The following is a 19217-nucleotide window of genomic DNA, read 5'->3' on the forward strand; positions in this document are numbered from 1 at the left end:
CATCACATCCCGCGGAGCGCGTTCCCTTACCGCGGATCGAAGTCGGCGGCGGCCCGCTCGGCGAAGATCCGCATGGCTTCGGCGGTCACCGGGCCCGGGGCGTCGGCCAGTTGGCGGCCGTCGATCCGGGTCACCGCCTGGATGTCGCGCAGCGAGGAGGTCAGGAAGATCTCCTCGGCCCGCTCCAGGGCGTCCAGCGGCAGATCGGTCTCCTTGGCGCCGGCCCAGGCGAGGGTCAGCGCGCGGGTGATGCCCGCCAGGCAGCCCGAGTGCAGCGGCGGGGTGTGCAGTTCGCCGTCCAGGACGACGAAGACGTTGGAGCCGGTGCCCTCGCAGAGCGCGCCGACGGAGTTGCCGAACAGCGCCTCGGAGGCGCCCCGTTCACGGGCCCGGGCCAGGGCGACGACGTTCTCGCCGTACGACGTGGACTTCAGGCCGGCCAGCGCACCACGTTCGTTACGGGTCCAGGGGACGGTGACCGCGGCCGTGGTGTCGGGGCGGCGGGAGGTCTCGGAGAGTGCGACGACCAGCGTGGGTCCGGCCTCGCCGCGGTCCGAGCCGAGCGGGGAGACGCCGCCGGTGTAGGTGATCCGCAGCCGGCCGAGGGCCATCGGGACGGCGTCGAGGACGGCCGCGCAGCCACGCCGTACCTCGTCGAGGTCGGGGGCGGGCAGGCCGAGGCCGCGGGCCGAGGTGGTGAGGCGCTCGAGGTGACGGGTGAGGGCGAAGGCGCGTCCGTGGACGGCCTTGACGGTCTCGAAGACCCCGTCGCCGACGGTCAGGCCGTGATCGAAGACCGAGACCCGGGCGCTCTCGGTGTCCCGCAGTGCCCCGTCGAGCCAGATCCTCATCGCTCTCCTCCGCTCTCCTCGTACGGCCCCGACGCTACCGCCAGCAGCCGGCTCGCCTTCAGCTCGGTCTCCGCCCACTCCCGCTCCGGATCGGAGTCCCAGATGATCCCGGCGCCGGCGCCGAAGCGGAGCACCGGTCCCCCGGGCGGGGTGCGGTCGATCCAGAACGTCCTTATGCCGACGTTGAGCTCACCGGTGCGGCGGTCGGCGTCGACCCAGCCGATGCCGCCGCAGTACGGGCCGCGGGGCGCGGTCTCCAGCTCGTCGATGATCCGCAGCGCGCTGGACTTGGGGGCGCCGGAGACCGAGCCGGGCGGGAAGGTCGCGTCCAGCAGGTCCGCCCAGGCGCTCTTCTCGCCGGCCGGGTCCAGTTCCCCGCTCACCGTGGAGACGAGGTGGACCAGGCCGGGGTGCTCCTCGACGGCGCACAGTGCCGGGACGGTGACCGTGCCGGTGGCGCAGACCCGGCCGAGGTCGTTGCGGACCAGGTCCACGATCATCACGTTCTCCGCCCGGTCCTTCTCCGAGAGGTCGGCCGCGGTCCGGCCGGTGCCCTTGATCGGGCCGGACGAGACGGTGCGGCCGTCGCGCCGCAGGAAGAGCTCCGGGGAAGCACTGGCGATCTCGACGCCCTGGCCGGGCAGCCGGATCGTGCCGGCGTACGGGGCCGGGTTGCCGTGGGCCAGCACCGCGGAGAGCGCGTCCACGTCGGCGCGGGCGGGGTCGGGCAGCGGTGCGGTCAGCACCCGGCACAGATTCACCTGGTACACGTCGCCCGCCGCGATGTGTTCGCGGACCCGCCGTACGCCGGCGGTATAGGCCGCGCGGTCCAGGGAGCTGGTCCAGGCGCCCCGCGCCGGGCCCCGCCAGCCGTCGGGAACGGGCGCGTCCGCCGCGGTGGCGGGGCGTACGTCGCCGAAGCGGGCGCAGACCACCGAGCCCTCGAAGTCGGCGGCCACCGCCCACCAGCCCGTGGAGTCCAGGGCCGCGGGATCGGTGGTCACATCGCGCAGATCGGTGGCTATCAGGCCACCGAAGCGGGCCATAGGAGCGAAGTCGTGCACGTCAGTGAGTCTATGGCGGCGGCCCCTCGGCCGCCTGTGCCGAGCGAGCGGCGCAGCACGCTGCACAAACACGTTTTTGTACTGGCCCCGGAATCCGCTAAAGTTCAACACGTCGCCGGGACGCGGAAGCGCCCCGGAGGCCGGGTCGCTTCCGGACGTAGTCTGGGAGAGACACTGCGGACGTAGCTCAGTTGGTAGAGCACCACCTTGCCAAGGTGGATGTCGCGAGTTCGAGTCTCGTCGTCCGCTCGAAGTGGGGGATCTTCCCGAACCCCCGCACTCCTGGTGGAGTGGCCGAGAGGCGAGGCAACGGCCTGCAAAGCCGTCTACACGGGTTCAAATCCCGTCTCCACCTCCAAGGACGATTAGCTCAGCGGGAGAGCGCTTCCCTGACACGGAAGAGGTCACTGGTTCAATCCCAGTATCGTCCACTGATCCGGTTCTTCCGGATCCCCGCGCGATTAGCTCAGCGGGAGAGCGCTTCCCTGACACGGAAGAGGTCACTGGTTCAATCCCAGTATCGCGCACGCAGCTGCGGGTCCTTGTGGCCCGCGGTCCCGAGGACGATTAGCTCAGCGGGAGAGCGCTTCCCTGACACGGAAGAGGTCACTGGTTCAATCCCAGTATCGTCCACACTGAAGCCCGAGGGCCGGAGTCTTACGCTCCGGCCCTCGGGCTTTGTGCGAGTTGCGCTTCGTGAAGAGCTCGAAGGCCGGGCATCTCCCCAGATGCCCGGCCTTTCGTGCCGTCCGCCGCACCCCCGTCCCCACGGGGTTCAGCCGGAGGTCCCTCCCGGGCCGCTCTCCCGGGCCTGGGGTGCCATTCAGCGCCCCAGCATTCCGGCCACGGACGACGCCTGTGTGACGACGGCTTCCAAGCCGCCGAAGACCACCGCGAGCACGATGGCCAGCGGCAGCACCATGGCCACCGCGACCAGCGGATGGCGGGTACCCGAGGACGGCCGGCCGCCGAACGCCGAGTCGAGCCGGCGCCACCGCGGCCGAAGGGCCGTCCGTCCTGGCACCCGGTCCATCGCCCCGCTCCTGTCGTCTTGGCGCGGCGGGTGTCTGACCTCGGGGGACGAGTGCTGCACCCGCCGCTTGAGAACAACAGTAGGCAACCGGCGGGCACCGGGCGTCATGCCGTCGTACCGATTGGTCGGCCTCCAGGAGGATGACGGGGCGGAGCCCCGTCTACTCCCCTGGGTGGAGACAGGGCGCCGAAGACCTGGGGACATCCCCGAGAAAAGCCGTCCGGCCACCGCTCCACGGCCTCTCGGAGTGACCTCGCTCACGTCAACCCGCCCCCCGCGGAACCCGCGCCGCCCCCGCGACGCCTTCCGCCGGCCCCCATTTCCCCCTCGCCCGCGCCCGGGACGGGCCCCCGCCGCCCTCGCCCGGCCGACGGCACCCGTCTTCCGCCCCGTCAATCCCCGTTCCCCGGCGGAACATTGGGCCCGGGAACGGGAAGTCGGCCCGTACGACGGCCGATTCCGGCCCGTGTCCCGGGCATCGCAGCCTCCGCTGACATCCGGTCGCCGACGCATGCGCGGCCTCTCAGCACACCGAGCCGTCAATCCGTAAGCTGTGCCACGTCAGACGGTTGGCAGCGGAGGGGCCTCCCCACCGCAGGTAGGGGACGGACATGGCGATGATGCGGCTCCGACGCGAGGACCCGCGTGTCGTCGGGACGTTCCGGCTGCACCGCCGGCTCGGCGCGGGCGGGATGGGCGTGGTCTATCTCGGCTCGGACAAGCGCGGGCAGCGGGTGGCGCTGAAGGTCATCCGGCCGGATCTGGCCGAGGACCAGGAGTTCCGCTCGCGGTTCGCGCGCGAGGTCTCGGCGGCCCGCCGCATCCGCGGCGGCTGTACGGCGCGGCTGGTGGCCGCCGATCTGGACGCGGACCGCCCCTGGTTCGCGACGCAGTACGTACCGGGGCCCTCGCTGCACGACAAGGTCAACGACGAGGGGCCGCTGTCCCCGGCGCAGGTCGCCGCCATCGGCGCCGCGCTGTCCGAGGGGCTGCTGGCCGTCCATGACGCGGGCGTGGTGCACCGCGACCTCAAGCCGTCCAACATCCTGCTGTCGCCCAAGGGCCCGCGGATCATCGACTTCGGTATCGCCTGGGCGACCGGCGCCAGCACGCTGACGCATGTCGGTACGGCGGTCGGCTCGCCGGGCTTCCTGGCGCCCGAGCAGGTGCGCGGGGCCGCGGTGACACCGGCGACCGACATCTTCGCGCTGGGCGCCACCCTGGCGTACGCCTGCACCGCGGACTCCCCCTTCGGTCAGGGCAGTTCGGAGGTGATGCTCTACCGGGTGGTCCACGAGGAGGCACAGCTCGCCGGCGTACCGGACGCGCTCGCCCCGCTGCTCGCCACCTGTCTGTCCAAGGACCCGGCGGACCGCCCCAGCACCCTGTCGCTGTCGCTGCGGCTCAAGGAGATCGCGGCCCGTGAGGTGCACGGCCTGTCGGACGGGCCGCCGGAGAACGGGGCCGGAGCCGGGGCGGGTTGGGGCCGCGCGGAGCGCCGTCCCGCGGAGCGGCCGACCGGGCAGCGGGCCGAGGAGTACGCGCGGCAGCGCACCGAGCGGCGGACGGCCGGCACGTCCGCGCCGCGTCCGCACCCGTCCCGTCCACCGGCGCCCCGGGGCTCCGGGGCCCGGCCGGCCGGCCCGGCCTCAGGTGCGGGTGCGGGGAAACGTCCACACCCGCGTACCGATGGGGGGCGACGTGCTCCGCACCCGGCACCGGCGTCACGGCCCACCGGGCGAAACGGTTCACGTGGCCCGGCGCGGCCGGCAGCGGGCGCCCGGCGGCCCGGCCCCGACCGGCGGCTGCTCCGCCAGCGGGTCATCGTCTTCGTCGTGGTGACGCTGCTGGTGGCGCTGGGCATCGCGGCGGCACAGGGCTGCCAGGGACCGGCCCGCGGGCGGGCAGTGGAACGACACGTTCCGGTCGCCCCGCTCACTCTCGTCGCTCCGGCCGCTCCGGCCGCCCCGCTCGATCCGGTCGCTCCGTACGGGGACACGCAGGGGCGTTAGGTACGGGCGTCAGGTCACGGCGTGCCCGCCGGCCATCACCGCGTGCCCGTCGTCGCCGCGTAGAAGGCCACCGCGGCGGCGGCACCCACATTGAGGGAGTCGACGCCGTGGGCCATGGGAATGCGGATCCATTCGTCGGCGGCACGGAGGGCGCCGGTGGTGAGGCCGCCGCCCTCGGCGCCCAGCATGAGCGCGACACGTTCCAGCGTGTGCGGGGCGGCCTCGTCGACGGGGGTGGCCTGTTCCGCCGGGGTGAGCGCGAGCAGCTTGAAGCCGGCCTCCCGTACGGCGGCCAGGTCGCGGGGCCAGCTCTCCAGGCGGGCGTACGGCACGGAGAACACCGCACCCATGGAGACCTTCACCGAGCGTCGGTAGAGCGGATCGGCGCAGTCCGGGGAGAGCAGGACCGCGTCCATGCCGAGGGCGGCGGCGCTGCGGAAGATCGCGCCGATGTTGGTGTGGTCGTTGACGGCCTCCATGACGACGACACGGCGGGCGTCGGCGAGGAGTTCGGTGGCCGCCGGCAGCGGTTTGCGCTGCATGGAGGCGAGCGCGCCGCGGTGTACGTGATAGCCCGTCACCCGCTCGGCGAGGGCCGGGCTGACGGCGTAGACCGGCGCCGGGACCTCGTCGATGACGTCGCGCATGACGTCGACCCACTTGGCAGAGAGGAGCATGGAGCGCATCTCGTAACCGGCGTGGCGGGCGCGCCGGATGACCTTCTCGCCCTCGGCGATGAAGAGTCCTTCGGCGGGCTCGCGCCGGCGGCGCAGTTCGACGTCGGTGAGACCGGTGTAGTCGGCCAGCCGGGGGTCGTCCGGGTCGTCGATGGTGATGATGTCTGCCACGGGGAGATCGTGCCTTGTCGGTGTCGGGGTTCCCATGCCGCGTACGGGACCGGTTACCTGGTGGGCGGTTGCCTGGGGATCGGTTACCTGGGGGTGGGAGCGGTGGAGAGGCCGACCACGTCGCCGATGACGATGACCGCCGGCGGGCGGACGCCTTCGTTCCGTACGGTCTCGCCGAGGGTCGCGAGGGTGGCGTCGACCCGGCGCTGGGTGGCGGTGGTGCCCTCCTGGATGACCGCGGCCGGGGTGTCGGCGGGGCGGCCGTGCGCGATGAGCTCGGCGGCGATCGCGCCGCTGTTCTCCACGCCCATGAGGACGACGAGGGTGCCGCGGAGCCTGGCCAGCGCCGGCCAGTCGACCAGGGAGCGGTCGTCGTCGGGGGCGACATGGCCGCTGATGACGGTGAATTCGTGGGCGACGCCGCGGTGGGTGACGGGGATGCCCGCGGCGGCGGGAACGCTGATGGTGCTGGAGATGCCGGGGACGACCGTGCAGGGGATGCCGGCCTCGGCGAGCGCCTGGGCCTCCTCCATGCCGCGGCCGAAGACGAACGGGTCGCCGCCCTTGAGGCGGACCACCGCCTTGCCGGCCCTGGCGTGTTCGATGAGGGCGTTGTTGATCGCCTCCTGGGCCATGAAGCGCCCGTAGGGGATCTTGGCGGCGTCGATGACCTCGACGTGCGGCGGGAGTTCGGCGAGCAGGTCGCGGGGGCCCAGCCGGTCGGCGATGACGACATCCGCCTCGGCGAGCAGGCGCCGTCCCCGGACGGTGATCAGGTCGGGGTCGCCCGGGCCGCCGCCGACCAGCGCGACGGCGCCCGCGGTGCGCGAACGCCGGTGGTGCGGGGCGGCGATGCTGCCGTCCCGGAGGCCCTCGACGATGGCGTCGCGGACGGCGGCGGAGCGGCGCGGGTCCCGGCCGGTCAGCACGGCGACGGTGACGCCCTCGCTGCGGCCGGTGGCCGGGGTCCAGGCGGTGGCCGCCTCGGCGTCGTCGGCGCGTACGCACCACACCCGGCGGTCCTCGGCCTCCTGGGAGGCGGCGGCGTTGGCCGCGGCGTCATCGGTGGAGATCAGCGCGTACCAGGCGTCGGCGAGGTCACCGTCCCGGTAGCGGCGGCGCTCCCAGCGGATCTCGCCGGCGTCGGCCATCGCCTCGACGGACGGGGTGGCGGACGGCGAGATCAGCAGGACGTCGGCGCCGGCGGCGACGAGCGAGGGGAGCCGGCGCTGGGCGACCTGCCCGGCACCCAGGACGACCACCCGGCGGCCGGACAGCCGCAGTCCGACGGGGTAGGCGGGGTGTTCGGCGACGTGATCGGCCATGGCGGTACGGCTCCTTGTGCGGATGGGGCGAGGGCGGGGGTGCGATGCGACGACCGGCTCAGTCCGCTGCGGCTCCGGAGCGGCTGATGAGAGCTGATGAGGGGGTACGAACCGTGGGGCGGTACGGCCTCGGCCCACAGCCTATGGGGCTGCGGGCCGGGGATCATACGGGGCGGCCCCCCAAAGCTCGAAGGAGCAGGGGGGACCCCCATCGCCACCGGTCAGCCCTTCTCCGTGACTCCGGCGGAGTCGAAGGTGGCGACCTCGTGCATGGCGCGGGCGGCGCTCTGCACCACGGGCAGGGCGAGCAGCGCGCCGGTGCCCTCGCCGAGGCGCAGATCGAGGTCGACCAGCGGGCGCAGGCCGAGCTTGTTGAGGGCCGCGACATGGCCGGGCTCGGCGCTGCGGTGACCGGCGATACAGGCGGCCAGCGCCTCGGGGGCGATGGCCCGGGCCACCAGGGCGGCGGCGCCGGCGCTGACCCCGTCCAGGATCACCGGCGTACGCAGCGAGGCGCCGCCGAGGATCAGACCGGCCATGGCCGCGTGCTCCAGGCCGCCGACCGCGGCGAGCACGCCGATCGGGTCGGCCGGGTCGGGCTGGTGGAGCTCCAGGGCGCGGCGGACCACCTCGACCTTGCGGGCGTGGGTCTCATCGTTGATACCGGTGCCCCGGCCGGTCACCTCGACCGGGTCGGCGCCGGTGTAGACGGCGATCAGCGCCGCGGAGGTGGTGGTGTTGGCGATGCCCATCTCGCCCGTGAGCAGCGCCTTGTTGCCGGCCGCCACGAGGTCGCGGGCGGTCTCGATGCCCACCTCGATCGCCGCCCGCACCTCGTCCTCGGTCATCGCCGGGCCGGTGGTGAAGTCGGCGGTGCCGGCGCGGACCTTGCGGGGCAGCAGCCCCGGGGTGGCGGGGAGTTCTCCGGCCACGCCGACGTCCACCACACAGACCTCGGCGCCGACCTGGTTGGCGAAGGCGTTGCAGACCGCGCCGCCGCCCAGGAAGTTGGCGACCATCTGGCCGGTGACCTCCTGGGACCAGGGGGTCACGCCCTGGGCGTGCACACCGTGGTCACCGGCGAAGATCGCGACCGCGGCGGGCTCCGGGATCGGCGGCGGGCACTTGCGGGACAGTCCGCACAGCTGCGCGGAGATGATCTCCAGCATGCCCAGCGCCCCGGCGGGCTTGGTCATCCGCTTCTGCCGCTCCCAGGCCTCGCCGAGCGCCTTGGCGTCCAGCGGGCGGATGCCCTGCAGGGTCTCCTGGAGGAGGTCGTGCGGGCTCTCCCCGGGCAGTGCGCGGCGGCCGTACGTCTCCTCGTGGACGACCCAGGACAGCGGCCGGCGCCTGGACCAGCCGGCCTGCAGCAGCTCCGGCTCGTCCGGGAACTCGTCGACATAGCCGATGCACAGGTACGCGACGACTTCGAGATGCTCGGGCAGGCCCAGCTCGCGGACCATCTCCCGCTCGTCGAAGAAGCTGACCCAGCCGACGCCCAGGCCCTCGGCACGGGCCGCGAGCCAGAGGTTCTCGACGGCGAGCGCGGAGGAGTACGGGGCCATCTGCGGCTGGGTGTGCCGTCCGAGGGTGTGCCGGCCGCCACGGGTGGCGTCGGCGGTGACGACGATGTTGACCGGGGTTTCGAGGATCGCCTCGATCTTCAGCTCACGGAACTGCTTGGCCCGCGCCTTGGGCAGCGACTTGGCGTACGCGTCGCGCTGCTGCATGGCGAGCTGGTGCATCTTCTCGCGGGTCTCGGCCGACCGGATCACGACGAAGTCCCAGGGCTGGGAGTGCCCGACGCTGGGGGCGGTGTGGGCCGCCTCCAGGACGCGCAGCAGCACGTCGTGGGGGATCGGGTCGCCGCGGAAGCCGTTGCGGATGTCGCGGCGCTCGCGCATCACGCGGTGGACGGCGGCGCGCTCGGAGTCGTCGTACCCGGTGGCCGGGGAGGCGACCGGGAGGCCTGCCGCGTCGGCGGCCTCGGCCTCCTCCGTGGGCCGCGGTCCGTCCGTGCCCCGCGGCGGCTCCTCGGCCTGCGGCTCGTCCTCCTCATGCCCCTCGCCGAGCTGGACGAGTGCGGCGGCGTCCTGCTGCTGGGGGGCCTCGTCGGCCTGCTGGGCAGTCTCGCCGGACTGCTGGGCGGCCTTGTCGGCGGAGTCCGCCGACGGGGCGGCCGGCTCCTTGGCGGGCTCGGCGACGGGCCGGTCGCCGGCCGCCTGGGCCGGGATGTGGATGGCGACGGTCTGTGCTTCGGCGGGCTGCTCGGCGGCGGCTTGGGCCGGGCCGGGACCGGCGTCCGGCGCCGGTTCGGGCGTGGTGGCGGCCGACGCCGGATCCGGCGTGGCGGCGTGCGGCTCCGGCTCGGCGGGCGTGTGGTCCGCGGCGGGCGGGACGGGCGCGGGGGTGGGCGTGGGCGTGGTGTCCGGGTTCGCTGCGGCGGCGGGGGTGTCCGGCGTGGCAGGGGTGTCCGCCGGGGCGGGGGTGTCCACTGTGGCGGGGGCATCCCCTGACGTGGGGGTGTCCCCTGACGCCTGCGTGTCCCCTGACGCCTGCGTGTCCGCTGACGCCTGGGTGTCCGCTGCGGCGCCGGTATCCCCTGGCGCGGGGGTGTTGTCGCCGGCCTCGGCGGGCTGTTCCCCGTGCGCGGGAGGTTCCCCCGGCTCTGCGGCCTCCCCCGTCTCCGCTGCGGCGTCGGGCCGCGGCTGCTCGGCGGACGGCTGCTGTGCCGCGGACGGCTCTATGACGGCCTGCTCCTGGGGCCCGCCGCTCTCGGCCGGGGGCATGGCGACCGGGCCCTGCGGGGCGGGCACGGGTGCCAGGGCGGCGGCCTCGGTCTCCGGCCGCTCATCGTCGTCGGGGGCGGCGGACGCGGCTGGTTCGACGGGTTGCGGCCCCTCTGCGGCCGACTGCTCTGCGGCGGGCGGCTCGACGGTCTCGGCCGGGGCAGCCGGGGCAGCCGGGGCGGACTGCGGCTGCGGCTGACGTTGCGGCTGGTCGGCGGCCGACGGGTCCTGCGGCGCCGGGGCCGCGTCGGCGGCTTCCGGGACGGTGGCCGTGGCGGGCTGCTCGGCCGGTACGGGCTGCTCGGCCGGGGCGGCCTCTGTTGCCGGAGCCGCAGGCTGCTGCTGCCGGGGCTCCTCGGCGACGGGCGCATCCGGCTGAGCGGCTTCGGGGACCTCGGCGACGGGGGCGTCCGGCGACGGGGCGTCCACAGCGGGCTCCGCCTCGGCGGCCTCGACCGCGTCCGCTTCCGAGGCGGCTTCGGGGGCCGGGGCGGCCACGGGCTCCGTCGCGGGTGCCTCGGCAGCGACCGCTTCGGCGCGGGGCGCCTCCGCGTCAACCGGCGCGTCCGGGGCGTCCTCGGGCCCAGCGACGGCCGCCGCGGCACCCGTGGCGGTACCGGCGGCGTCCCCGTCCCCGGCCTCCGCGACGGCCTCCGCCGCGTCCTGATCCTGCGCCACGGGAGCGTCCTGACTCTGCGCCACGGGCTCCTGCTCAGGCGCCACGGGCTCGGCGCCATCCTGCGCATCCGCCTCGGCGGGCTCGGTGTCGGGCTCGCCCGGCACCTCCGTCTCCGCCACCGATCCCGGAGCCGATCCCGGTTCCGGAGCCGGAACCGATTCCGGAGCCGCTTCCGGTGCCTCCTGGGCCGGGGGCGCACCCCACGTCGGCTGCTGCGACGGGATCTCACCGAGCTGCGGGCCCGGCAACGGACCCTGGCCCGCGGCCCCGTAGGCCTGCTCGGCGGACAACTGCCCGCCGTAGGCCTGCTCCCCGTACGTCGCGAAGGCCTGCGCGACCACCGCGGGGTCACCGGCAGGCTGCTCGGCAGGGGGCTGCGCACCCGCCACCGGCTGTCCAGGCGTCGTGTCAGGCGTCATGTGCGGTCCGGACACCGCGGGCTGTCCCGGCGTCACGGGCTGTCCCGGCGTCACGGCTTCCGGGCCCTGGGCGCCTTCGGCCGGAGCACCGGCCGCGGCCCCCACCGGGACGTCGACCGGAACGTCGACCGGGACATCGGCCGGAACGTCGAAGTATTCGGGGTTGCCGGTCGGCGGGCCGACGGGCCGCGAGGGGGTCTGCGTCGGGGCGACGGGGGTCCCCCCGCGCCGTTCGGGCGTCGGGGAGGGACCGCGGTCGGCGAGCGAACGGACGACGCCGCCGGTCGCGTCGGGTACCGGCGGGCCGAGGTGCAGCGGACGGCGAGCGGGGGACGGCGCGGCGGCCCGGGCGCGCTCGGGCGGCTGCGGTGCCGCGGGCTGGGGGATGCGTACCGCGCTGAGGTCGACGGAACCGGAGTCCCGGCCGCCGCTCTCGTGGTCACCGGCGTGTGCGGGCATCGGCTCGAAGCCGGCGGCCGGGGCCGGGGCCTCGAACTGCGCACCGGGCCGGGGCTGCTGGGCCGGGCCCTGGTGGGCCTCCTGCGCCGGGGGCAGCGGCTGCGGCGGCGCGGGCTGCTCGCTCCAGGCACCCTGGGCGCCCGGCATCAACAGCAGATCGTCGTCCTCGACGATGCCGTCGGCCGGTTCGACCTGATGGGCCTGTTCCGCCTGGTGGGCCTGGTCGACCCCGTGAGCCTGGTCGACGTAAAGGTATTCGCCCGGAGGAGGCACCATGCCCGGCGGTTCCGTCGGTCCGGCGTCGGCGGCGGTGGGGGTCCCCCCTGCTCCTTCGAGCTTGGGGGAGGCGGCCTGCTGAGGCTGCCCGGGATGTCCGCCTGCGTTCTCCGGCTGTCCCTCGCCCGGGACCCGGCCGGTGTCGGTCATGCGTACCCCTCGCCCATCGGTAGTGCTCCTTCCAACCGCTCGTGCGACACGCGCGACCGGGGCGCGCCGACGCCCCGATAGCTAGAACGAGCGAGCACGCCTCGCGGCACGTCCGCTCTCCAGAGCTTCATACTCGTCCAAAACCAGGGCATTTTCCGGATATTGGCGTACGAAGCCGAATGCGGAACGGCGGCGCAACGATCCGCCAGCCTACCTCGCGCGTGCGGCAGGGCAGGTCATGGGTGAGAAAGCCGGTACCCGCTGAGCAGAAAGACCACGGACCGCTCGCGTTCGACCCAGACGGAGGTATCGAGGTCGACCGACTGCAGCAGGGCGCACTCGACGTCGTATCCGCCGTCTGCCAGCGCCCGGCCGAGGGCTTCGGCCTCGTCGCGGGTCGCGGCATGGGTGACGATCCGTTCGGGGCGACGGGCCGCGCAGGCGGTGACCACCTCGGCTCCCCCGCCACCGACCCGCACCACGTCGGGCTCCGGCAGGTCCTCCAGGATCTGCGGGGCCCGGCCGGGGACGACCTGGAGCTGGACGCCCTGGCGGCGGGCGACGGCGGCGGCGCGCTCGCAGGCGTCCGGGTCGGCGTCCACGGCGATGACCGCGGCACCGAAGCGCGCGGCCTCCGCCGCGGCGGCTCCGCTGCCCGTGCCGATGTCCCAGACCAGGTCGCCCACCCGCGGCCCGAGGCGGGCGAGTTGGGCGGTGCGCAGGGTGACGGACTCGCCTTCGCCCAGGGCACCGCCGTAGGCGCGGGCCGGAAGTCCCCAGCCACGCGGGCCGGCCGGGTGCCCGACCTCGTGGCCGGCGATCCAGCCGGTCTCCTGGGCCGCGGCGCCGCCCGGTGAACCGCCGACGACGATGACGACATTGGGGTCGCGCCAGACGTGGTCGGCGACCTTGTCGGAGGTGAGGACGGTCACCCGCTCCCGGTCGGTGCCGAGGTCCTCGCAGATGACGAAGGTGCGGTGGACGCCACCGAGCAGCAGGGCGAGTTCGGCGGGGCCGGCGCCGGGCGAGGTGAGCACCGCGACCTTGGTGTGGGCGCGGCAGACGTTGACCGCGCGGCGCAGGTCACGGCTGTGGGCGACGACGATCTGGGCGTCGTCCCAGGGCATACCGGCCCGGGCGAAGGCAGCGGCGACGGACGAGACGGCCGGTACCACTTCGACTTCCAGGCCGTGCTCGGGCGCGCGCAGGGTGCGTACCACGCCGAAGAAGCCGGGGTCGCCGTCGGCGAGTACGACGGCGGTGCCGCGGTGCTGGGCGATCCGGCGGGCGGCCAGGGTCACGCTGCCGAGCCGGATCCGCTCGGCGTGCGGCGGGACCTCGGGCAGCGCGAGGTGGTGGGCGGCGCCGGCCACCAGTGTGGCGGCGCCGAGGGCGGAGCGGGCGGCGTCGGTCAGCGGGGAGCCGTCCCATCCGATCACCGTGACCCGGTCGGCCATGCTCGTCAGTCTCCTGGGGCTGCTGTGGATACGCGGACGGGGTGTCCCCGGCAAGCGGGAGGTGCCCCTGGCTGCGGGGCGCCGGCGGGCCGGTGGTGGTGCCGCCGGGGTACGGAGTGGGCGCTGGTCGCGCGGGCAGGCGCGGCAGGCCGAGAGTACCGCGCGAGGTACGGCCCCGACGGCGGACCGGCGCCTGTGGCACTCGGCGTGGCCCCGGCCTTGGGCCCGGAAGACCCGGCCTGTGCGGCCCACGGAGATCGGAGAGACAGGCCCTAGTTCCACTCGGGGTAGGCGAATCCGTGGGTGTCGGCCGGTGGGCCGGGGAGGCCGTCGAGGTCCTCGGGGAGCAGGCTCCACACGATCAGGTCGGTGCGGATGTCGGTCCAGCCGCCGTCCTCCGTGCGGCTGCGGGCTATCCAGGCGTTGCGCAGGACGCCCTCGCTGATGCCGCCGACCTTCTGGGCGACCTGCTGGGAGGCGGTGTTGTCGGCGGCGGTGCGCAGCTCGATGCGTTCGAACTTCTGGTCCTGGAAGAGCCATTGCGCGACCGCGAGAACGGATTCGCAGGCGTACCCCTCGCCGCGGGCCCAGGAGGCGGTGACATAGCGGAGCTCGGTGCTGCGGATCCGCCAGTCGGTGTGGTCGAGGTGGACGCTGCCGACCAGGCGCTGGGTGAGGAATTCGGTGACGGCCAGTGCGATGCCGCGGCCTTCGGTGCGTACGGCGGCGGCCTTGCCGGTGGCCCAGGCGCGGGCGTCGGCGGTGGTGTACGGGTGCGGCAGCGCCGTCCAGGCGGTGACCAGTTCGTCGGCCATCATCTCGGCGAGGGCGGGCACGTCGGCCTCCTCGAAGGGGCGCAGCACCAACCGGTCCGTGCTGATGGAGATGTCCGGAAAGGTGGATGTCATACCGCTGCTCCCACGCCGTTGACCGTGGTGCCCAGGACGTCGCAGGCTGTTACACCCGGAGGTCAGGGGCATCTTGACCGTCTTGAATGCACCAGCATGCAGCATGGGCCGGTGGGTGTGCCACGCGCCGGGCCCCGGCCGCGCGGTGCGCTCGGCCGGGGCCCGGGGCGGCTTCTGGAGGCGTCGGCTCCGGAGGGGTCAGCCCTTCGCCGGTCCGAAGGCGGGGATGACCGAGCCGTCCTGGTACTTCTCCTCGAGGAACTTCTTGACCTCGGGGGAGTTCAGGAGCTCGGCGAGCTTCTTGATCCGCGGGTCGTCCTCGTTGCCCTTCTTGACGGCGAGAAAGTTCGCGTAGGGGTTGTTCTCGGCGTTCTCCAGGGCCAGGGCGTCCTCGGAGGGCTTGAGCTTGGCGCCGATGGCGAAGTTGCCGTTGATGACGGCGGCGTCGACGTCGGCGAGGCGCGGCGCGGTCTGGGCGGCCTCCAGCTCGGTGATCTTGACGCCCTTGGTGTCCTCCACGTCGGTCAGCTTGGCGTCCGAGCCCACGCCGGGCTTGAGGGTGATCACGCCGTGGTCGGCGAGCAGCTTGAGCGCGCGGCCCTCGTTGGACGGGTCGTTGGGGACGGAGACGGTGCTGCCGGCCTTGAGCTGGGAGAGCTTGTCGATCTTCTTGGAGTAGACGCCCAGCGGCTCGATGAGCACGTTCCGGACGGGCACGACGTGGGTGCCGTTCTCCTTGTTGAAGGTGTCGAGGAACGGCTTGTGCTGGAAGAAGTTCGCGTCGACCTGGCCGTCGTCGGTGACCTTGTTGGGGATCTTGTAGTCGTTGAACTCCTTCACCACGAGCTTGAGGCCCGCCTTCGCGGCCAGCTCGTTCTTGACGAAGTTCAGGATGACGCCGTGCGGAGTGGGGCTCGCGGCGACGACGAGGGGCGCGTCCTTGTCGCCCTTGCCGCTGCCGGCGGTGACGTCGGAGGGGGCCGAGCAGGCGCTCGCGCCGAGCACGACGGCGGAGGCGGCGGCGACGGCCACGGTGATCTTGACGGTGTTACGCACGAAGAGTGCCTCTTTCCTGTGCACACGGGGGTCCCGTGTGGTGTCCGCCCGGCAAAGGGTCCGGGCTTCATGGCGGAGCCGGTGGCTCCGGGGTCAGGCCGCCTCGGTGGCGGCGGCCGGCTCCTCCGTACGGGCACGGCGCAGGCCGACGCGCGGGGAGGAGGTGCGGGTGCCGCGGCGGGTGAGCCGGCGGACGACCAGGTCGCCGAGGAGCTGGACGAGGGTCACCAGGACGATCAGCTCCACCACGGTGGTGATCATCAGGGTGGTCTCGTACTGCTGGTAGCCGTAGGTGTAGGCGAGGTTGCCCAGCCCGCCGCCGCCGACCGCGCCGGCGATCGCGGAGTAGCCGACCAGGGTGATGACGGTGGTGGTGACGGCCGCGACCAGCGCGGGCAGCGCCTGCGGCAGCAGCACCTTGAAGACGATGGTCCAGGTGCCGCCGCCCATCGCCTGGGCGGCCTCGACCAGACCGTGGTCGACCTCGCGGAGCGCGGACTCGACGAGCCGGGCGAAGAACGGGATCGCGGCGATGACCAGCGGGACGACCGCGCCGGTCGGGCCGATGGAGACCCCGACCACGAGCCGGGTGAAGGGGATCAGCACCACGATCAGGATCAGGAACGGGAAGGACCGTCCGACGTTCACGAGCGTGCCGAGGGCCTTGAACACCACGGCGTTCTGCAGCATGGCGCCGCGGCCCGTGAGGTGCAGCAGGATGCCGACGGGGATGCCGATGAGGACCGCGTAGAACGTCGACCACCACACCATGAAGAGGGTGTCGAGGGTGTTGTCGTACAGCAGCGGCCGCATCTCGTTCCAGGTCACTGGGCACTTTCCTTCTGCAGCGGGGCGGCGGGCGCCGGGGTCTCCGGACGTGGGGCGGGGGCGGTGGCGTCGGCGGCTCCGGCCGCGTCCGCGACGGCGGCCACGTCGACCTGGAGTCCCTGCTCGCGCAGGAAGCCGATGGGCACGACGTTCTCCTCGAAGCGGCCGGGCAGCTCGATCCGCATCCGGCCGATCTGCTTGCCGCCGACGGTGTCCATGGCGGCCCCGAGGATCGAGATGTCGACGTTGTAGGTGCGCGCCAGCTCGGAGATCACCGGGCGGGTGGCAGCCTCACCGTGGAAGGTGACGTCGACGACGGTGTGGTCGTCGGACGAGGGCTCGCCGCCGACCGGGAAGAGCTCGCGGGCCAGCTCGGAGCCGGGCGTGGCGAGCAGTCCGGAGACCGTGCCCTGTTCGACCACGCGGCCGTTCTTCATCAGCGCGGCCGAGTCGCAGATCGTCTTGACGACGTCCATCTCGTGCGTGATGAGCACGATGGTCAGGCCGAGCTGGCGGTTGAGGTCGCGCAACAGCGTCAGGATGGAGCGGGTGGTCTCCGGGTCCAGGGCGCTGGTGGCCTCGTCGGAGAGCAGCACCTTGGGGTCGCCGGCCAGCGCGCGGGCGATGCCGACCCGCTGCTTCTGACCGCCGGAGAGCTGGGCGGGGTACGCCTTGGCCTTGTCGGCGAGGCCGACCAGGTCCAGCAGTTCCAGCGCCTTGCGGGAGCGCTCGCGCCGGTCGACCTTGAGGATCTCCAGCGGCAGTTCGACGTTGTCCTGGACGGTGCGTGAGGACAGCAGGTTGAAGTGCTGGAAGACCATGCCGATGTGGCTGCGGGCGGCGCGCAGCGCGGCGTTGGCGCGCTGGCTCCGCCCGGCGAGGGCGGTCAGGTCCTGGCCGGCGACGGTGACCGTGCCGGAGGTGGGGCGCTCCAGGAGGTTGAGGCAGCGGATGAGGGTGGACTTGCCGGCGCCGCTCTGTCCGAGGACGCCGTAGACCTCGCCCTCCCGGACGTGCAGGTCGACGCCGTCCAGGGCGGTGACTTGGCGGTCTCCTGAGCGGTAGACCTTGGTCAGGCCCGTTGTGGTGATCACAGGGAATTCCGTCACTGTCGAGTACTCGGCGGCTCGCCCGCCGGGCACGGGGCATTCTTTGCGAGTGCGGCATGAGGGGAACGGGGAGGGGCGGCGGACGCGCGGGCCCGGCTCCGGGTTCCGGTGACGCGGGGCGGCCGAGGGTGCCGGGGGACGGCGTACGGCTCATGGCGGGTCCCCCTGCTCTGGAGAGCTCGGGGGAGGCTCGCTTCGGGGCGCGAGGCTCGGTCGGGGGCCCTCAGCTGTCACACATTCGACACATGCGACGAGCACCGGGCGTGAGGTTCGCCTCGGTCGCAGGGGTGCGGCAGCTCGTCGTGGTCATGGCGGCCAGTAAACCAGACAGCGGTACGGCCGGATCAAGCCTGTCCGGATGCCGGACATGGCCGGCCGGCTCGTGGACGGCGCCTCCGCCGGCCCCGGTGCTCTCCACCGCCGCACCCGTGGCCTGCGCGGATACCGCCGGCCGGGCGTCGGCGGAGCGGGGCGGGGAGCGCGGCGGACCGCCCGCCGGACCGCCGCGTTGTGGCCAACGCCACGCCCTCCCCTTGCCCGCCGCCGGCGCCGCCGGCCCTGCCGGGCACGAGGGCGCCGGGGCCCGGGGCCGCGCGCATCGGGCCTTTTGGCCCGTAATAGGGTCTGCCGCATGTTTGATGCCCTGACGGTCGCGATCGGCGTCACCGCGCTCGCGCTCGCCGCCTGGTGCGGTTTCGCCGCCTACCGGAACCAGCCGACCAAGGACTGGCACTTCATCGGTATGGGCGTGGTGGCGGTGCTGGGACTGGTCCAGCTGCTCATCGGCATCGTCCGGCTGGCGGGCGGCGAGCGGCCGGAGCAGGGCACCATGATCTTCGTGGCGTACCTGCTCGGCGCGTTCGCCTGTCTCCCCGCGGCGGGCTTCATGTCCCTTTCGGAGCGCACCCGTTGGGGTTCGCTGACGGTCTCCGCGGGCGGTGTGGTGCTGGCCGTCCTCGAAGTGCGCCTGTTCGACATCTGGGGAGGCTGAGGTGACGACGACCGGGAAGTCCGCCGGAGCACGTGCGCCGCGCGACCGCCGGCGGCTGATCGGCGGCCCGGGCATCCTGCTGGTCTGGCTGTACGGCGTGATGGTCGTCGGCGCCGTGTCGCGCTCCGTCGTCCAGATCGCCACGGACTTCGGCCGGGCCCCGCTCGCCTACACCCTGTCCGCGCTCGCGGGCGTCGTCTACGGCTTCATCACCTACTCCCTCGTCCGCGGCGGGGAGACCGCCCGCAAGGCGGCCCTGGTGTGCTGCGCCGCCGAGCTGGTGGGCGTGCTGGCCGTGGGCACCTGGACGTGGGTGGAGCCCGCCGCGTTCCCGGACGCCACCGTCTGGTCGGACTACGGCATGGGCTACCTCTTCATCCCGGTGCTCCTGCCGGTCACCGGCCTGCTGTGGCTGCGCCGGGCGCGCACGGCGTAGCCGTCTCCCGCGGCTCGCTCGCCGGCCCCTTCTCCAGCGCCACCAGGCTCAGCCGCGTGCCGCTCCGCTCGGTGCCCACCGGCGCGTAGCCGTGGCTGCGGTAGAGCGGCAGGCCTTCGCCGCGATGGTCGGCGAGCAGCCGGAAGCGCTCGACCGACCGCTCGGCCGCCAGCCGGTCCTCGACAGCGGTCAGCAGCCGGCCGCCCAGGCCGTGCCGCTGCAGCCGCGGGTGCACGATGAGCTTGGCGATCCACCCGGTGCCGTCGGCCTCGGCCGTGCCGCGTACCGAACCGACCACCTCCGCACCGAGTCTGGCCACCACCGCACAGCCTTCCGCCAGTTCGGCGCGGAGCGACTCCAGGGTCTGGGTGAGGGGCTCGATGCCGTAGTCGTCGTACCGCGCGGCCTCCTCCTGGTAACAGAGGTACTGCAGCTTGAGGATCTGCTCGGCATCCTGGTCGGTCGCCGCAGAGATGGTCACACTCGTGCCCATGCGTGCATGCCTCCCCTAGTGACGTGGTGCCCTG

15 protein-coding genes and 5 tRNA genes are annotated in these 19217 nt (G+C 73.7%); 8 read left to right on the plus strand and 12 right to left on the minus strand.

Annotated elements, in window-relative coordinates; all coding sequences use genetic code 11:
* Positions 1 to 26: 26 nt before the first annotated feature.
* Together AZE13_RS07000 and AZE13_RS07005 are read right to left on the minus strand one after the other, a co-directional pair.
* Complete coding sequence (locus AZE13_RS07000; protein ID WP_066928043.1) at positions 27 to 851, minus strand: aminotransferase class IV; 825 nt, start codon at positions 849 to 851, stop codon at positions 27 to 29.
* Positions 848 to 1915, minus strand: coding sequence for a chorismate-binding protein (locus AZE13_RS07005; protein WP_066928046.1), 1068 nt, complete (start codon positions 1913 to 1915; stop codon positions 848 to 850). The genes AZE13_RS07000 and AZE13_RS07005 overlap by 4 nt, the downstream gene beginning before the upstream one ends.
* 176 nt (positions 1916 to 2091) lie before the next feature.
* Between AZE13_RS07005 and AZE13_RS07010 the strand changes: the two genes are divergently transcribed.
* The 5 genes from AZE13_RS07010 (at position 2092) to AZE13_RS07030 (ending at position 2548) form a co-directional block, all read left to right on the plus strand.
* Positions 2092 to 2164, plus strand: a tRNA-Gly gene (locus AZE13_RS07010).
* A 35-nt stretch (positions 2165 to 2199) separates the two neighbouring features.
* Positions 2200 to 2273 (plus strand) — tRNA-Cys (locus AZE13_RS07015).
* A 1-nt stretch (position 2274) separates the two neighbouring features.
* Positions 2275 to 2346, plus strand: a tRNA-Val gene (locus AZE13_RS07020).
* A gap of 24 nt (positions 2347 to 2370) precedes the next feature.
* A tRNA-Val gene (locus AZE13_RS07025) sits at positions 2371 to 2442 on the plus strand.
* A 34-nt stretch (positions 2443 to 2476) separates the two neighbouring features.
* Positions 2477 to 2548: transfer RNA gene (locus AZE13_RS07030), tRNA-Val, on the plus strand.
* 190 nt (positions 2549 to 2738) lie between these two features.
* On the opposite strand, the gene AZE13_RS07035 is transcribed toward AZE13_RS07030, so the two are convergent.
* Positions 2739 to 2948 (minus strand): hypothetical protein, encoded by a 210-nt coding sequence (locus AZE13_RS07035; protein ID WP_066928048.1) that lies wholly within the window; start codon positions 2946 to 2948, stop codon positions 2739 to 2741.
* A gap of 611 nt (positions 2949 to 3559) precedes the next feature.
* On the opposite strand from AZE13_RS07035, the gene AZE13_RS07040 reads away from it, so the two are divergent.
* On the plus strand, positions 3560 to 4960 hold the full coding sequence (locus tag AZE13_RS07040) for a serine/threonine-protein kinase (protein ID WP_079123765.1): 1401 nt from the start codon (positions 3560 to 3562) through the stop codon (positions 4958 to 4960).
* 35 nt (positions 4961 to 4995) lie between these two features.
* On the opposite strand, the gene AZE13_RS07045 is transcribed toward AZE13_RS07040, so the two are convergent.
* The 8 genes from AZE13_RS07045 to AZE13_RS07080 all read right to left on the minus strand — a co-directional run bounded on the left by AZE13_RS07045 (position 4996) and on the right by AZE13_RS07080 (position 17248).
* Positions 4996 to 5808: a TrmH family RNA methyltransferase gene (locus tag AZE13_RS07045; protein ID WP_066928050.1), complete on the minus strand. Its 813-nt coding sequence runs from the start codon at positions 5806 to 5808 to the stop codon at positions 4996 to 4998.
* Positions 5809 to 5891: 83 nt separating this feature from the next.
* A complete protein-coding gene (gene cobA / locus AZE13_RS07050) occupies positions 5892 to 7133 on the minus strand; it encodes a uroporphyrinogen-III C-methyltransferase (RefSeq protein WP_066928051.1) in 1242 nt (413 codons plus the stop codon).
* Between the two features lie 221 nt (positions 7134 to 7354).
* Positions 7355 to 11905: a nicotinate-nucleotide--dimethylbenzimidazole phosphoribosyltransferase gene (gene cobT / locus AZE13_RS07055; protein WP_066928053.1), complete on the minus strand. Its 4551-nt coding sequence runs from the start codon at positions 11903 to 11905 to the stop codon at positions 7355 to 7357.
* A 236-nt stretch (positions 11906 to 12141) separates the two neighbouring features.
* On the minus strand, positions 12142 to 13362 hold the full coding sequence (gene cbiE, locus AZE13_RS07060) for a precorrin-6y C5,15-methyltransferase (decarboxylating) subunit CbiE (protein WP_066928055.1): 1221 nt from the start codon (positions 13360 to 13362) through the stop codon (positions 12142 to 12144).
* A 272-nt stretch (positions 13363 to 13634) separates the two neighbouring features.
* Positions 13635 to 14270 carry a GNAT family N-acetyltransferase gene (locus tag AZE13_RS07065; RefSeq protein WP_066928057.1) on the minus strand — a complete coding sequence of 212 codons (636 nt, stop codon included), beginning with the start codon at positions 14268 to 14270 and terminating at the stop codon, positions 13635 to 13637.
* A 198-nt stretch (positions 14271 to 14468) separates the two neighbouring features.
* Entirely contained in the window at positions 14469 to 15326 is an 858-nt protein-coding gene (locus AZE13_RS07070) for a MetQ/NlpA family ABC transporter substrate-binding protein (protein WP_066928060.1), read from the minus strand.
* Positions 15327 to 15419: 93 nt separating this feature from the next.
* Positions 15420 to 16154, minus strand: a complete 735-nt coding sequence (locus AZE13_RS07075) for a methionine ABC transporter permease (protein WP_066928062.1) — start codon at positions 16152 to 16154, stop codon at positions 15420 to 15422.
* On the minus strand, positions 16151 to 17248 hold the full coding sequence (locus AZE13_RS07080) for a methionine ABC transporter ATP-binding protein (protein ID WP_066928064.1): 1098 nt from the start codon (positions 17246 to 17248) through the stop codon (positions 16151 to 16153). Before AZE13_RS07080 ends, AZE13_RS07075 begins: the two co-directional genes overlap by 4 nt.
* A gap of 646 nt (positions 17249 to 17894) precedes the next feature.
* On the opposite strand from AZE13_RS07080, the gene AZE13_RS07085 reads away from it, so the two are divergent.
* Positions 17895 to 18254: a DUF2970 domain-containing protein gene (locus AZE13_RS07085; protein ID WP_066928067.1), complete on the plus strand. Its 360-nt coding sequence runs from the start codon at positions 17895 to 17897 to the stop codon at positions 18252 to 18254.
* A gap of 1 nt (position 18255) precedes the next feature.
* Positions 18256 to 18690, plus strand: a complete 435-nt coding sequence (locus AZE13_RS07090) for a hypothetical protein (RefSeq protein WP_066928069.1) — start codon at positions 18256 to 18258, stop codon at positions 18688 to 18690.
* Here AZE13_RS07090 and AZE13_RS07095 read toward each other — a convergent pair.
* Positions 18650 to 19183, minus strand: coding sequence for a GNAT family N-acetyltransferase (locus tag AZE13_RS07095; protein ID WP_066928071.1), 534 nt, complete (start codon positions 19181 to 19183; stop codon positions 18650 to 18652). The two genes, AZE13_RS07090 and AZE13_RS07095, sit on opposite strands and share 41 nt — an antisense overlap.
* Between the last annotated feature and the right edge of the window lie 34 nt (positions 19184 to 19217).

Source organism: Streptomyces sp. NBRC 110611 (assembly GCF_001590865.1).
Taxonomy (GTDB): domain Bacteria; phylum Actinomycetota; class Actinomycetes; order Streptomycetales; family Streptomycetaceae; genus Streptomyces.